Annotated in this window: 10 protein-coding genes; 5 read left to right on the top strand and 5 right to left on the bottom strand. The window is 72.9% G+C overall.

Annotation, left to right across the window (positions count from 1 at the left end):
* Positions 1-18 precede the first annotated feature (18 nt).
* The 5 genes from OG624_RS06665 to OG624_RS06645 all read left to right on the top strand — a co-directional run bounded on the left by OG624_RS06665 (position 19) and on the right by OG624_RS06645 (position 4,197).
* On the top strand, positions 19-693 hold the full coding sequence (locus OG624_RS06665) for a hypothetical protein (protein WP_033225150.1): 675 nt from the start codon (positions 19-21) through the stop codon (positions 691-693).
* A gap of 388 nt (positions 694-1,081) precedes the next feature.
* Positions 1,082-1,684 (top strand): hypothetical protein, encoded by a 603-nt coding sequence (locus OG624_RS06660; protein ID WP_202508444.1) that lies wholly within the window; start codon positions 1,082-1,084, stop codon positions 1,682-1,684.
* A 101-nt stretch (positions 1,685-1,785) separates the two neighbouring features.
* Entirely contained in the window at positions 1,786-2,262 is a 477-nt protein-coding gene (locus tag OG624_RS06655; protein ID WP_033225110.1) for a helix-turn-helix domain-containing protein, read from the top strand.
* A 155-nt stretch (positions 2,263-2,417) separates the two neighbouring features.
* Positions 2,418-2,981: a hypothetical protein gene (locus OG624_RS06650; RefSeq protein ID WP_051763745.1), complete on the top strand. Its 564-nt coding sequence runs from the start codon at positions 2,418-2,420 to the stop codon at positions 2,979-2,981.
* A gap of 199 nt (positions 2,982-3,180) precedes the next feature.
* Positions 3,181-4,197 (top strand): serine/threonine-protein kinase, encoded by a 1,017-nt coding sequence (locus OG624_RS06645; RefSeq protein WP_161296918.1) that lies wholly within the window; start codon positions 3,181-3,183, stop codon positions 4,195-4,197.
* A 64-nt stretch (positions 4,198-4,261) separates the two neighbouring features.
* On the opposite strand, the gene OG624_RS06640 is transcribed toward OG624_RS06645, so the two are convergent.
* The 5 genes from OG624_RS06640 to OG624_RS06620 all read right to left on the bottom strand — a co-directional run bounded on the left by OG624_RS06640 (position 4,262) and on the right by OG624_RS06620 (position 15,116).
* On the bottom strand, positions 4,262-4,504 hold the full coding sequence (locus tag OG624_RS06640) for a response regulator transcription factor (RefSeq protein WP_371639220.1): 243 nt from the start codon (positions 4,502-4,504) through the stop codon (positions 4,262-4,264).
* Positions 4,505-4,711: 207 nt separating this feature from the next.
* Positions 4,712-7,150, bottom strand: a complete 2,439-nt coding sequence (locus tag OG624_RS06635; RefSeq protein WP_033225107.1) for a SpoIIE family protein phosphatase — start codon at positions 7,148-7,150, stop codon at positions 4,712-4,714.
* A gap of 129 nt (positions 7,151-7,279) precedes the next feature.
* Positions 7,280-7,945 carry a 4'-phosphopantetheinyl transferase family protein gene (locus OG624_RS06630; protein WP_371639219.1) on the bottom strand — a complete coding sequence of 222 codons (666 nt, stop codon included), beginning with the start codon at positions 7,943-7,945 and terminating at the stop codon, positions 7,280-7,282.
* A complete protein-coding gene (locus OG624_RS06625; RefSeq protein ID WP_371639218.1) occupies positions 7,942-12,777 on the bottom strand; it encodes an aminotransferase class I/II-fold pyridoxal phosphate-dependent enzyme in 4,836 nt (1,611 codons plus the stop codon). Before OG624_RS06625 ends, OG624_RS06630 begins: the two co-directional genes overlap by 4 nt.
* An 86-nt stretch (positions 12,778-12,863) precedes the next feature.
* Entirely contained in the window at positions 12,864-15,116 is a 2,253-nt protein-coding gene (locus tag OG624_RS06620) for an MMPL family transporter (protein WP_371639217.1), read from the bottom strand.
* Positions 15,117-15,282 lie beyond the last annotated feature (166 nt).

Raw genomic sequence — 15,282 nt, 5'->3', positions numbered from 1 at the left:
ACCGTGAGAGGCACCACGATGACCACACACCGCGTCAGGCGTTACGCGGCCCGCGCGTTGACCATGACGATGGCGGCCTGCGCCGTCGCTGCGGCGACCACCCTTCCGGCGTCCGCCGCCGACCAGCCGACCCGGCCGCAGCTCATGGCGGACTGCGCCTCGGGCGAGGGCAAGTGCACCTTCAACTCGCCCAAGCTCGGCGAGGCGTACCTGGGTGACTTCCGCCAGGTGTCGAACTCCCTGTTCAACTGCACCACTTCCGACGCGACCCAGTCGATGACCTGGGACGACACGGTGGGCTCCACCGACTCGCTGGGTGTCTCCGTCACGGCCGGCGGTAACATAGCGGGCATCGTCGACCTGAGCGTAACCGCGAGTTACAGCCATAGTTGGTCGAGCAGCCACTCGGAGAGCAGCTCGCTCAACATGACGGTGAAGCCGGGCGAAGTGGGATGGATCTCGCGCGCCCAGGTGATGCAGAAGGTCTCCGGCACCTGGCAGACCCACTACGACAGCCCGAAGTGGAGTCACTACTACTGGTTCTTCCAGGACACGATCACCGGCCCGGCCAAGAACGGCACGGACGGTAGGAGCAACGCGGTGGTGGTCAAGACCCGCAAGATGACGGCCGCGGAGAAACGCTCCTGCGCCGCCGAGGGTCACCAGGGCCGCAGTTTCGTCCAGACCCGCTGAACCAGCCCGGCCCCGCCCCGTTCCTCGGGGCGGGGCCGGCCTCGTTCTCGACCACCGGTGCCTCCCGCGCTCCAGAACCGCTCCTACAAGGAGTACGCGGCCGAGCCGCGCACCGCCCACCCCCTCCCACCTGCACGGCGGCGACCGGGCCGGGTGAGAGGGGGGCTTTTATCCCCTGTTCATGAGGGTGTCAAGTCCCGAGATTCCGGAACATGACCCGGGTGTGGCCCCCGGGGCTTACTTGTGGTGCGGGCCTCACCGGAAAGAAAACGAGGCAGACGAAAGAAAAGGAATACCTCCCCGAGGATCCCTTCTCTCGCCGATATCACCGCACCGTCCCGGAAATCCGGGTACGTCAAACACCCCTCTTGAACCGTAGGAGAAAGTCATGAACCGCAAGATGCACACCAGCAATGGCACCCGCTCCACCCGTCGCGGCTTCCGCGTCGCCACTCTGGTCGCCGCGGCCGCTGTGGTCACAGGAGGAGTTGTGCTTCCGGCGTCCATGGCCTCGGCCGCTCCGGTGGCCACCCACGTCGCTACGGCTCTCCCGAACGGTGGAGGCGCCGGAGGTGACGGTGGCAAGGGCGGTACCGGCGGTCTCGTCGGTGGCGCCGGTGGCGCCGGCGGCTCCGGTGGCGGCAGCGTCCTGGGCACCGGTGGCAAGGGCGGCAACGGCGGTACCGGTGGAGACGGCTTCCTGGTCGGCGGCGCCGGTGGCGGTGGCGGCGGTGGCGGCGAAGGCCGGATCGGTGGCGCCGGTGGTAACGGCGGCGACGGCGGCTTCGGCGTCCTCCAGGGCGGCAACGCCGGTGGCGGCGGCGGGGGCGGCGACGGCTTCCTCAAGGGCGGCAAGGGCGGCAACGGCGGCAACGGCGGCTTCAGCTTCTTCAACGGAGGCAACGGCGGCAAGGCCGGTGACGGTGGCCTCGGTGGCCTGATCGGTGGCGCCGGTGGTAACGGCGGCGCCGGTGGCGGCAGCCTCTTCTGACCGCTCGACGTAGCACCCGGCTCAACGGGGTGGAGGCCTTCGGGCCTCCACCCCCACCCTCCACCCCCCTCTCGGTATGTGCCGAAACGGAGAAACCCCTCATGTTCACGAAGTCCTGGCAGCGTCCGATCATCCTGGCCACGGCCTCTCTGGCCCTCGTCACCGGTACGGCGTGCGCCGCGCAGGCGTCGCAGTCCCACACCCCCACGAGCATCAGCGCCTCGGCCCCGGCCGACCTGCCCGCACACTGCGTCGGATTCGGCGGCAAGGGCGGAGAGGGCGGGGAGGGCGGCAAGGGCGGCCGGGGCGGCGAGCCCGGTCAGCCGGGTGAGCCCGGTCAGCCCGGCGGGGTCGGCTGCTTCACCTTCAAGGACCTGCCCGACAAGCCGAAGGCTGATCTGACCGTGGTCGACAAGGTACGCATCGCGATCATCGTGCTGGCGGCCGACGACGAGGAAGAGACCACGAAGAAGATCGCCGACAAGTACAAGATCTCGGAAAAGCAGATCGACACCTGGAAGAAGTACTACGTCGACGGCGACTGGTTCGCCCTGATGGCTGACGACGTCCGCTCGTGAGGCCTCGACGCCCCGGTGCACAACCGGCCGGGGCGTCGGCGAAAAGCTCGGGAAGACGAACGGCCGGACATCGATCGGGCCCACTCGACAGGAACGCGGAAAGCGGGACATCGCAGCCGCGTCACGGAATGCAATTCCAGGCAAGGGAGAGTCTCATGCGTACGCGATCCACGAAGTTCCGGCTCGGCCTCATCATCTCCGCGACTCTGATCGGCGCGGGTGCTGTCGCACCGGTCGCCACCGCGGCCCCGGCCCCGTCCGCCCAGACCGTCTCCGCCTTCGGCAGCGGCGACGCCCGTCCCGGCGGCGGCCGGTTCCACGGCAAGGCGGCGCTCGGCGGGGTCAAGGTGGACAAGGGCAGCGTGCGCGTCGGTGACCGGGTCTGTGCCGGCAACTGCGACGGATCGGTGAACGGAACCAACGGCGGCAAGGGCGGCATCTGCGCCGGGCTGTGCAACGGGAGTGCCAACGGCGGCAACGGTGCCACGGGCGTGCCGGGTGGCAACGGTAAGAACGGCGGCAAGGGCGGCATCTGCGCCGGAACCTGCAACGGCAGCGCCAACGGCGGCACCGGCGGCACCGGCGGGGTCGCGCTGCCCGGCGGCGACGGCGGCAAGGGCGGCACCGGCGGCGACGGCGGCCTCTGCATCGGCTTCGGCTGCGGGACCACCGGCGGCCTCGGCGGTAACGGCGGCGCCGGCGGCAACGACGACGACTGACCGCCATGCACCCGGACGCGCACGGTGACCGGTCCCCCTCGGGGACCGGTCACCGTGCGCGTCCGGGTGCGCCCATGGGCCCGTCCCGATCGTCCCGGTCCACGGCGCGCGCGGGTGGGGCGGTCGATAGACTTCCAGGTATGGAAGAGCGGCCTGCCGCGTCCGGCGGCGTCACACGGCCGGGCGAGGGGGACGCCCGATGAGCGAGGTGTCGAACCTCAGCGTGTACGCGGGCCGCGCCTCGGGCCTCATCGGCAAGCAGATCGCCGGCTACCGGGTGGAGCGCATGATCGGCCGCGGTGGCATGGCCGTCGTCTACTGCGCGAAGGACCTGCGCCTCGACCGGACCGTCGCGCTCAAGCTGATCGCCCCCGAGCGGGCCCGTGACGAGACCTTCCGGCGCCGCTTCACCCACGAGTCACGGGTGGCCGCCTCGATCGACCACCCGCACATCGTGCCCATCTTCGAAGCCGGTGAGACCGACGGCGTCCTCTACATCGCCATGCGCTACGTCTCCGGCCTGGACCTGCGCGCCCTGCTGGACCGCGAGGGCCCCCTGCCGGTCGCGACCGCCCTGCGTATCGCCGCCCAGGTGGCCTCGGCGCTCGACGCCGCCCACGACCACGATCTCGTGCACCGCGACGTCAAGCCCGGCAACATCCTGGTCGCCGCGGGCACCGACAGCGACCACCCCGAGCACATCTACCTCACGGACTTCGGACTGACGAAGAAATCGCTGGCGCTGACCGGGTTCACCACGGACGGGGAGTTCGTCGGCACGCTCGACTACATGGCGCCGGAACAGATCTCCGGCAGGCCGGTGGACGGCAGGTGCGATCTCTACAGCCTGGCGTGCGTCGTCTACGAAACCCTCGCCGGCGGGCCACCCTTCCAGCGCGAGGAGGACGCGGCGCTGCTGTGGGCGCACCAGTACGACCCCCCGCCCCCACTCACGGAAAGGCGGCCGGGAATCGCTCCCGCCGCCGCCGACGTACTGACCAAGGCACTGTCGAAGCTCCCCGAGGACCGCTACGGGTCCTGCCTCGAATTCGTGGCCGCGCTGCGCGACGCCACAGGAGGCGGCATCGGCCGTCACGCCGATCCGCCGTCGCGGGAGGATTCCCGTCCCCCCGTCCCCCCGAGGGACTCCGTGCCCCCGCGGGAGCCCCCGGTCTGGGCCCGGCCGGTCATCTACGGCCTGCCCGGCGGCCCGTAGACCGCCTCGCCCGTCACGGACGTCTTCCGCTTCTGTCTTCCTGCCGACGTCGTTCCCGCGGCTGTCACAGCCCCATCGAGATGGCCAGGCGGGTCATCTCGGCCGTGGTGCTGATGTTCAGCTTGGCGCGGATGCGGCGCAGGTAGGCGTCGACCGTGTGCTTCGAGAGCCCCATCTGGCGGGCCGTCTGCAGGTAGGTGCAGCCTGCGGCGATGTGTCGCAGGGCCTCCTGCTCGCGGGGGGCGAGCGTGGGGGCGGTGGCGGTGGTGGTGGCTTCGGTCTGCGGGGCGACGAGGGTGAGACTCATGATTTCCTCCGACGGATCGGCCTGGTCATCACTGCTCACGTCCTCGGAAGCAGGGGACGTATACCTGAATGTCGGTGTTTGTCCCTGTTAAAGAGCTTGTCGGCGGGACTTCATGGAGGTGTCTGCCAACTGTCACAGGCGCGTCACAGGGAACATTTCAGTGCATACCGCCCGGCTCTGTACGCGTCCTCGTCGCCCGCGGAGCCCTCAGAACCCGCTGAGGGACTGCTCGGCCCAGATGGTCTTGCCGATCTCCGCGTGCCGGGTGCCCCAACGCTGGGCGAGCTGGGCAACCAGCAGCAGACCCCGGCCGCCCTCGTCGAAGGTCCGGGCCCGCCGCATGTGCGGGGCGGTACTGCTCGCGTCGGAGACCTCGCAGATCAGCGTGCTGTTCTTCTCGTGGATCAGCCGCAGCTGGATGGGCGGCTGACCGTACCTGATCGCATTGGTCACCAACTCGCTGACCAGCAGCTCCGTGACGAAGGAGGCCTCCTCCAGCCCCCAGGCCGTCAGCTGGTCGGTGGTCTGGCGCCGCGCCGTGGCGACCACGGAGGGGTCGGAGGGCAGGTCCCAGACGACGACCTGGTCGGCGTGCAGACCCCGCGTCCGGGCGACGAGCAGGGCCACGTCGTCGTCCGGGCGGTGCGTCAGCATGGCCGTCAGGACGCGGTCGCACACCGCGTCCAGCGTGTCCGCCGGCCGGACCAGGGCCGCGAACATGCTGTCCAACGCCTCGTCGATGTCGTGGTCGCGGGCCTGCAACAGACCGTCGGTGTACAGGGCGAGGATGCTGCCCTCGGGCAGCTCGACCTCCAGCGTCTCGAACGGCAGGCCGCCCAGCCCCAGCGGGGGACCGGCCGGGACGTCCAGGAGGTACACGGAACCCTCGGGCGAGACCACGGCCGGCGGCGGGTGTCCGGCCCGGGCGACCGTGCAGCGCCGGATGACCGGGTCGTAGACCACGTAGAGGCAGGTGGTGCCGATGCCCCCGGCCGTCTCCTCGCCGGAGTCCTGGTCGCTCTCGTCGGCGGACAGGTGGATGACGAGGTCGTCGAGGTGGGTGAGCAGCTCGTCCGGTCCCAGGTCGACGTCGGCCAGGGTGCGTACGGCGGTGCGCAGTCGTCCCATCGTGGCGGTGGCCCGGATGCCGTGGCCGACGACGTCCCCCACGACCAGCGCCACCCGGGCGCCCGACAGCGGGATCACGTCGAACCAGTCGCCGCCCACCCCGGCCTCGCCGGCCGCCGGCAGGTACCGGGAGGCGATCTCCAGCGCCGCCTGGTCGGGCAGCGTGTGCGGGAGCAGGCTGCGTTGCAGCGTCATCGTCGTCGTGTGCTCGCGGCCGGACCGGTACGCGTTGCGGATCCCGGCCGCCGCCCGGGCCGTCAGTTCCCCGGCCACCCGCAGGTCCTCCTGCTGGAACGGCTCCCGGCGCCGGTGCCGGCTGAAGACGGCCACCCCGAGCGTGCCCCCGCCGGCCCGCATCGGCACCACCATGATCGAGTGGGCCCCGTACTCCCCGATCCAGGCGGCCTCCGGATCCTGGGCCGCCCACCGGGCGAAGGCCGGGTCCTCGGCCCCGTACACGGCGCCCCGGCCCGCGACCAGTGCCTCGACGGGCGGTGACAGCGGGGGATAGCTGGTCGTGTCCCCGACGGCGACCCCGGATTCGGGCGTCCCGTCGAGCACCGACCGCGCCGCGGCACGGCAGACGGTGACCGGCACGTCGGCCTGGACCGAGGACGGCTCGTCCCCGCGCGGCAGCGGCTCCAGCAGGTCGACCACCGCGAAGTCGGCGAACCGGGGGACGGCGGCGTCGGCCAGCTCGTGCGCGGTGCGGACGCTGTCCAGCGTGGTCCCGATGGGCGCGCTGTCGACCTCGTCCGTCAGGAGCATCTGGTGCTGGACGCTCTCCACCGCGCTCCGGTCGTGCGCGGCCAGACACACGGCGTGCACCCGGCCGTCCGGGTCCCGCAACGGCGCCAGCGAGGTCGCCCAACCGTGCTCCCCGCCGACGCCCGTCGGGTGGACGAAGGCCTCCATGTACTGCGGCTCACCTGAGTCCAACGCCAGGCGCATCCGGCGCTCGGTCTCGTCGCTCACGGGATCCGGCGCGATCTCCGGCAGCCGTAGTCCCCGCATCTCGGCCTCCGTGAGCGAGAGCGTGCGCTCCATGCCCGCGTTCGCCCGCACCAGTCGCAGATCCGTGTCGAAGATCGCCAGAAAGCAGGGGGACTGGGTGAACGCCCACTCCTTCAGCGGTTCCTCCCAGGGCGCCCGGGGCGCGCCCCCGACGGCGGACACCACGAACCACTTGGTGGTTCCGCCGCTGGACGTCCAGCGGTGCGCGAGCAGCGCCACCTCCATGCGGTGACCGTCCCGGTGGCGCAGCGCCACCGTGCCGCTCCACCGCTCCTGCTCGTCCGGCAACCGGCGCGCCGCTTCGCTGAGGACATCGGCGAGCCGGTGGGCGGCGGGAAGTCCCACGACCTCGGACGGCACGTAGCCGAGCAGCCGGGTCGCCCCCTCGCTCCACTCGGTGACGATGCCCTGCTCGTTGATCGTCGCCGAGGCCGTGTAGGCCGACTCGAGGGAGGCGCCCGTCTCCTCGGGCCGCTCACCAGGAGAGGTGGGAACTCGCTCCATCGCCACTCATCTCGCCCTCGCTCGTTCCGCTGCCGCCGTCCTACGGGGACGTGCACGGCCAGGCGCTCCTCTGACCAGAATGATCCCGCCGGGCAAGGAGCACCAACGCAATGCCGTCACGCGGGGCACTCAGTCACCCGGGTGCGCGAGGACCAGGGCGAGCGCCGCCTCGCCCACCCGCCACACCATGGCGCGGCGCCGTCCGCCGAGGAGGGGCGGCCGGAGACGGCGGATCGGGATGCCGCGCGGAGCGGCGCCGAAGATCCCGCTCCGGTCGGCCTTGACCGCGGCCTCCTTCAGCGCCCAGGCCCCGGCCATGGCGTCGGGCCGCCCCGTGCCGATGAGGGAGAGCTCCTCGGGCGACAGGAAATGGTCCGCGACCCGGCGTACGGCGTCGGCCGAGTCGATCTCGCACAGGTCCACCCCGACCGGTTCCGGCGCGAGCGCCGCGGCGACGTGCCGGGCGGTGTGGCTGATGGAGAGGTGCAGGGCGGGCACCGGGCCGCCGCCGACGAGGACGCGGGGACTACCGTCCTCCCGAGGGAGGATCTCCACCCCGTCCGCCGGCCCGGAGACCACCTCACCCACCAGCCGCTTGGCGAGGAGACGACCCGCCGTCCACTCGGCCTGCCGCCAGGCCGGCAGCGCGCGGAGCACGCGCCGCTCGGCCGGTGAGAGCGCGGGCACCTGCCTGAGGTCACCGGCCCGGGCGACGATCAGGCGGGCTCCGCCCCATCGGTGGACCCGGCCCGGCGCGATGGCCGGGAAGCCGGCGTCCAGGGCCGTGGCCGTCATGAGACCGGGGCCGTGTCGAGGAGCAGCAGCTCGCGGGTCAGGGCGGCCACGGCCCGGCGGATCTGCCCGGGCGTGTGGTCGTACGTGAGGAAGAACCGCAGCCGGGCCAGCTCCTCCGGTACGGCCGGATGGAGGATCGGGTTGACGCTGATGCCCTGCCGGAACAGGGCCTCCGCGAGCCGCAGGGTCTTCAACGAGTCCCCGACGATGCACGGGACGACCGGCGTGTCATGGCTGTCCCCGGTGTTGATGCCCGCCTCGCGCGCGAGGTGGACGAAGAGCGCCGCGTTCTCCGAGAGCCGTGCCACCCGCTGCGGTTCGGCCCGCAGCATGCGCAGGGCGGTCAGCGAGGCCGCGGTGTCGGCCGGGGTCATTCCGGCGCTGTAGACGAAGCCCGGCACGGTGTAGCGCAGGTACTCCACGACGGGGCGGCTCCCCGCGACGTAGCCCCCGCAGCTCGCCAGCGCCTTGGACAGGGTGCCCGACCAGAGGTCGACGGCCGAGCGGTCGATGCCGTAGTACTCGCCGATGCCGCGCCCGGTCCGCCCGATCGTCCCGATGCTGTGCGCCTCGTCGATCATCAGCAGCGCGCCGTGCCGCCGCTTGACGTCGACGAGGGCGGGCAGGTCGGCGATGTCGCCGTCCATGCTGTAGACGCCTTCGACGACGACGAGCACCCGCCGGTACTGGTCGCGGACCTGCGTCAGCAGGGCGTCGAGGGCGTTGGCGTCGTTGTGGGGGAAGGGCCGCCGGGTCGCGCCGGAGAGCCTGCACCCCTGAAGGATGCTGTCGTGGGCGAGGGCGTCGTGGACGATGAGGTCCCCGGGGCCGACGAGGTGGCCGATCACGGTGACGTTGGTGGCGTGGCCGTTGGCCAGGGTGATCGCCGCTTCGCAACCGAGCAGGTCGGCGAGCTCGCTCTCGAGTTCCAGATGGAGCGGTCGGCTGCCGGAGAGCAGACGGCTGGCGGAGACCGAGGTGCCGCAGCGTTCTATCGCCTCGTGGGCCGCCTCGTTCACCTGCGGGTGGGTGGCCATGCCCAGGTAGTTGTAGCTGGAGAAGGAGAGGAGTTCCCGGCCGTCGATCACGGTGGTGTCCGTCAGCGCGCCCTCGTGGACGAGGAAGTACGGATTGGACAGCCCCAGCTCGGAGAGCGTCGCGAAGCGCTCGGTGTGGGCGGTGACCTCCGGGAAGCACTCGATCCGGGTGTGCTCCTCGGGGAGCGGGGCGGCGACCGGGTCCGGGGCCGCCGGAAGGTCGGCCGGCGGAGCGGCGGGCGGAGCGGGGACCACGTCGGTGGGCGGCGGCGGTGCCGGGGCCTCGTCGGCTCCGGTGCGCTGCTCGGGGACAGGAGCCGGTACGGCGTCGCCGCAGTCGCTCGCGATCATCGCGATGATCCCGGCGATGGTGGGCCGGTCGGTGGCCGTCTCGTCGCGCGTCCATCGGGGCCACTGCCGCTTGAGCGAGGTGAACAGGTCGGTCAGCATCAGCGAGTCGAAACCGAGGTCGTCGATCAGCGACCGGTCGTCGTGCAGGTGCGCCACGGGGAAGGCGCTGACCCGGGCCACGTGGGCGAGCACGGACTCCCGGACGGTGATGACGCCGTCCCCGGGCCGTGCCGGTTCCTCGTCGGAGAGCGCCGCGAGCGGGGCGGGGACGGCCGGTGCGTCCGGTACGACCGGTGCGGCAGCGGGCACCGCACCGGTCTCGGCCGTCGCCGGGGCGGGCACCTCGGCGGGCCGGTTCCGCTCGGGCGGCTCCGGGAGCGCCGGGAGCGCCGGGAGCTCCGGGAGGGTTTCGGCGAGGAGGGCGAGCAGCGCCGCCTCCGTGGCCGCGTTCGGCCCGGGAAGCGTCTCCGCGAGGCGGGCGAGCAGCGCCGTCTGCTGCTGGACCAGCCGGCGCAGTTCGTCCATCGGCCGGAGCGGCGAGTCGTTCGTCGTGATCTCCTCGGGGGATATGGCCGGGGCCTGGGGCCGGGGCCGGCCCTGGTGGGCGGGCGTGGGGACGGGGGCACCGGTCTTCCCCGGTCGCCGACGGGGGACCCAGTAGGACTGGGTGGCGAGCTTGGCCACCGGCAGGTCGAGCAGGCGCCGCTCCTCCTGGGGGACCAGGGCGCGCGGATCGACCGGGGCGCCGAGGACCGCGAGCCGGGCGAGGGCCCGGACGAGGCCCTGCCCACCGTCCGGCGTCACCCCGGTGACGGGGACGACGTGGACGTCGCCGTGGTCGGCGAGGTTGCGGCGGACCGAGGTGAGCAGCGAGTTGCCGCCGGTCACCTGGAGGAAGACGCGGGCCCCCTGGTCGTAGGCGGTCCGTACGGCGTCGCCGAACAGGACCGGGGCGGAGGCGTGCCGGGCCCACAGCTCGCGCAGCCGCTCGGGGTCGGTGCAGACGGCCGCGTCCACGGACGAGACGAACGGCAGGACGGGGCTGGCGACCGGGCGCCCGGCGAGGTCGGCGCGCATCGTCTCGTCGGCGGTGGCGAGCCGCGGCGAGTGGAAGGCGTTCGACACGTCGAGCGCCACCGTGACGACCCCGGCCCGCGCGCAGGCCTGCCGCATGGCGTCGAGACCGTGCGGCGTACCGCTGACCACGACCTGACGCGGCTGGTTGAAGCAGGCGAGCCACACGTCGTCGATGCCGTTCACCAGCCGGCGGCAGGTCTCCTTGTCGGTCTGTACGGCGAGCATCCCGCCGCGCAGGCAGCTCTCGGCCTCCCGGAGGGTCGCGCCCCGGTGCACCAGCAGCCGTACCGTGTCCTCGTCGGTGAGGGCGCCGGCCGCCGCGGCCGCGGCGAACTCCCCGACGCTGTGGCCGAGGACCAGGTCGGGGGCGATGCCGAAGCCGGCGAGGAGCCGGGTGGTGGCGATCTGGACGGTCCCGAGCAGCGGCTGGCACACCTCGGTGGAGGCGAGCCGGCGCCCGATCTCCCCGGCGTCGTCGCCGGCGCTGTCGCCGTCGGTGGCCGCCGGCTCGCCGTACAGCAGGTCGACGATGTCGAAGCCGGCGTCCTCGCGGACCGCGGCGCCGAGGCCGTCGACCGTCGCCCGGAAACCGGGGAACCGCTCGTGGAGGTCCCGCATCATGCCCGGCCGCTGACTGCCCTGACCTGGGTAGACGAAGGCGAGCCGGCGCTGCTCGGCCGGCAGCGGGGCGTCGGCGGCGTAGGCCCCGTCGCCGAGGTCGCCCCGCTCGCCCTCGACGAGCTGCCGGCGGGCGTGGCGCAGCCGCTCGACGAACGCCTTCGTGTCGTCGGCGACGATCGCGAGCCGGGCCGTCAGCGGCCGGCGGGAGCCGAGGGTGTGGGCCACGGCTGCCAGCGGGGCGGGGTCCGCCGTGTCGAGTGCGTCGAGAACGTCGCCGATGTACTGGTCCAGCGGCTCGGGACCACCGGCCGAGAGCAGGACGAGCTGGGGGCCGGCGTCCGGGGTGTCCCCGCCGGGAACGGGAACGGGAGCGGGCCGCTCCTCCAGGACCACGTGGACGTTCGTCCCGCCGAAGCCGAACGAGCTGACGGCGGCCCGGTGCGGAGTACCGGAGTCCGGAAAGGGCCGCGCCGTGTCGGCGAGCCGCAGGCCCGCGGCGTCGATGCCCAGACCCGGGTGCGGGCCGGTCTTCGGCTGCGGAACGATCGTCCGGTGGTGGACCACCAGCGCGGTCTTGATCAGTCCGGCGATGCCCGCGGCGGACAGCGAGTGCCCGATGAGGGCCTTGCCGGCGCCGACGTAGCACAGCGAGGGGTCGTCGTCGGGGTACTCGGTACGCAGCCGGCGCAGCGCCTCGACCTCGGCGCGGTCCCCGGTCGCGGTACCGGTGCCGTGGGCCTCCAGGAAGTCCACCGAGGACGGGGCGACCCCGGCGTCGTCGTAGGCCCGGCGCATGGCGCGCAGCTGGCCTTCGGGAGCGGGCGCCAGCGGCCCGGGGGACGCGCCGTCGTTGGCCGAGCCGATGCCCTTGATCACCGCGTACACCCGGTCGCCCGCCGCGAGCGCGTCGGCGAGCGGCCGTACGACGACGGCGCCGGCGCCCTCGCCGAGGACGAAACCGTCGGCCGCCTCGTCGAAGGGGCGGCACATCCCGGTGGCGGAGAGCGCCCGGAGCGTGGAGAAGCCGATCAGGCTGTCCGGGGTGAGGTTGAGGTACACGCCCCCGACGACGGCGATGCGGCAGCTGCCCTGGCGCAGCTGGGCCACGGCCTGGTCCAGGGCGACGAGCGAGCCGGAGCAGGCGGCGTCGACGGCGAAGCTGGGCCCGCCGAGGTCGAAGTGCCGGCTGACGGTGCCCGGGGCCATGTTGAGCAGGCTGCCCGGCAGGCTGAAGGCCTGGACGGTGCCGAGCGATCCCGCGTGGTCCTTGACGGCGTCGAGCAGGTCACCGGGGTCCCCGGCGGACCGCTGGGCGTCCTCGGCCAGGGCGATGGCGCGGATGGGGGCCGACATGAGGTCCTTGTAGTCGGACACCGACAGGCCGCAGAACACCCCGGTGTTCTCCCGGTCGAAGTCGCCCCGGCCCAGCCCCGCGTCGTCGAGGGCCTCGCGGGTGACGTCCAGCAGCAGCCGGTGCTGCGGGTCCATGGCCCGGGCGCGGGCGGGCGGTACGCCGTAGTGCAGGGCGTCGAAGCGGTCCACGTCGTCCAGGAAGGCGACCTGGTCGGTGTACGCGGCATGGGGGGCCGACGGATTGTCGGGCTCGTGGAAGGTCTCATGGTTCCAGCGCTCCTTCGGCACGGCGGAGAACTGTCGTTCCCCGCTCAGCAGGAGCTTCCAGTAGGCGCTGATGTCGGGAGCGCCGGGGAAGCGGCAGCCGAGTCCGGTGATGGCGATGTCGGTCATGGGAGTTCTTCCTTGCCGTGAGGATCGTGCGGGAGGTGGACGGTCGTGCGGGGGACGGGGGACGGGGGACGGGTACGGAGCGGTGGTCAGTGCCGGGCGCGGGCCGGGGTACGCGGGGCGGGCCGGGCCGCGGGACACCTGCGGACGGGAGCCGGCGGTGGACGGGACGCGGGCAGCGGCTCCTTGGGCCGGATGGGTCGCGGCGCCCACCAGTTCAGGCCGCCCGCCAGGCGCATCAGCGCGGGGACGAGGACACCCCGGACGAGCGTGGCGTCGAGGAGGACGCCGAGGCCCGCGCCGATCCCGAAGAACTGCAGGAGGGACACCCGCGAGGTGCCGAAGCTCAGGAGGGTGAAGGCGAGCAGGGCACCGGCGGTGGTGACGATGCCGCCCGTGCGGGCCATGCCCGTGACGATCGAGCGGGCGTTGTCCTCCCCGGCGTCGTGCGCCTCCTTGATACGGGCGAGGACGAACACCTCGTAGTCCACCGAGAGCCCGAAGACGATGCAGAACAGCAGGACCGGCATGGTCGTACTGAGGGGTCCCGGGGTGAAGCCGAGCAGCTGGTGCAGATGACCCGACTGGAAGACCCAGACCATGGCGCCGAGGACGGCCGCGAGACTCAGGGCGTTCAGCGCGATGGCCTTCAGCGGGAGCAGCAGGCTGCGCGTGAAGCCCAGCAGCAGCACGAAGGTGGTGACGGAGATCAGCGCGAGCGCGAGGGGGATCCGGTCACCCACGGTGGCCTTGGCGTCGACCAGGACGGCGCTCGGTCCGCCGACGAGGGCCTCGGCGCCCGCCGGGTCGGGGAGCGCGCGGATGTCGCGGACGAGCCGCTGGGCGGCGTGCGACTGGGGGTCGACCAGCGGTACCACGGAGAGTCGTACCGGGCCCTCGACGGGCCCGGCGGGCCGGACGCCCGCTCCGGTCGTGCCGGCGACGGCCGTGCCGGCGGTCGCCGTGGTGGCCCGCTCGCCGTACCGGTAGCCGCCGTCGGGTCCCACGACCTGGGCGACCTGCGGGAACGCGGACAGGCGGCGGGCGTACTCCGCCCGCTCACCCGGGGGGACGGCGCGCGTGGTGACGACCGTCAGCGCGCTCGCGCCCTTCATGTCGAAGCGGTCGCGCACCAGGTCACCGGTCTGCCGGGCGGCCGCGCCGACCGGTAGCGCCCGGTCGTCGGGGGTGGCGAAATCGGCGTGCGCGAAGGGCGCGGCGAGCAGCGTCAGCAGTCCGATCACCGGCAGCGCCGCGATCAGCGGGCGGCGTACGACGATCCGCGCCAGCCCCTCCCAGAACCGGGACCGGGAGCCGGAGCGGACCGTGCGGCGCCATGGCACGGCCCAGGCGTTCACCCGCTTCCCGAGCAGGGCGAGCAGGGCGGGCAGTACGGTCACGGCGCACACCGCGGCGATCGCCACCACGGCGATGCCCGCGTAGGCGAAGGAGCGCAGGAAGTAGGGCGGGAACACCAGCAGCGTGGCGAGCGCGGCGGAGACCGTCGCGGCGCTGAAGGCGATGGTGTGACCGGCGGTGCGCACCGTCCGTACGGCGGCGGTTCGGGGCAGGAACCCGGCGGCCAGCTCCTCGCGGAACCGGGAGACGACCAGCAGTCCGTAGTCGATGCCGAGCCCCAGGCCGAGGGCCGTGGTGAGGTTAAGCGCGAACACGGACACGTCGGTGACACTGCCGAGAACGCTCAGGACCAGCAGCGTCCCGGCGATGGCGAGGACCCCGATCAGCAGGGGCAGGGCGGCGGCGACCACGCTTCCGAACACCAGGACCAGCAGGATCAGGGTGCCCGGCAGGACGACGGACTCGGCCCGCTTCAGGTCGGACTCCGAGATGTCCTGGAGCTCGGCGTCCACCAGGGCGCTCCCGCCGACGTGCACCGTCAGGGGCTTCCCGGCGTCCGCCGGGGCGGCCAGCTCCGCGCGCAGCCGCTCGGCCCGCGCCGCGAGTTCCTCCCCCTCGCCGGCCACGTGCGCGACCAGCATCGCCGCGTGGCCGTCGCGGCTGCGCAGCTCCGCCGCGCGGTCGGTCCAGTAGGAGGTCACGGCGCTGACGTGCGGCTGCGCGGCGAGCCTGCCGGTCAGTTCCTCGCCCGCGCCGCGGGCGGCCGGGTCGTCCACGGAAGCGCTGCCGCTGCGCGCGACGAGGACCAGGTTGGGGGAGGCACCCAGGCGTTCGCCCGCCAGTCGGGCGGCGCGGCTGGACTCGGACCGCGGATCGTCGTATCCCTGTGTCTTCAGCCGACCGGCCGCGTCCATGCCGAACACGACGGACAGGACGAGGAAGACGAGCGCGCCGACGAGGACGAGTCGGGGGTGACGGGTCACGAAGGCCCCTGCGCGGCGGAACATGGATGCCTCCGGTACGGACGGCGATTCGCTCCTGCTCCTGCGCAGGAAGGTCGATATCCACCGTGCCCGGGGGCGGGACGAGGCCGTAGTCCCGGCCATTCGTACCTTGACAGGAGCGGAGGGGACGCTCCCCGACCGCGCC

It is taken from the genome of Streptomyces virginiae (genome assembly GCF_041432505.1).
Classification (GTDB): domain Bacteria; phylum Actinomycetota; class Actinomycetes; order Streptomycetales; family Streptomycetaceae; genus Streptomyces; species Streptomyces virginiae_A.
The sequence above is the reverse complement of the archived record's forward strand: the minus strand, read 5'-3'. Positions and strand labels throughout refer to the sequence as shown.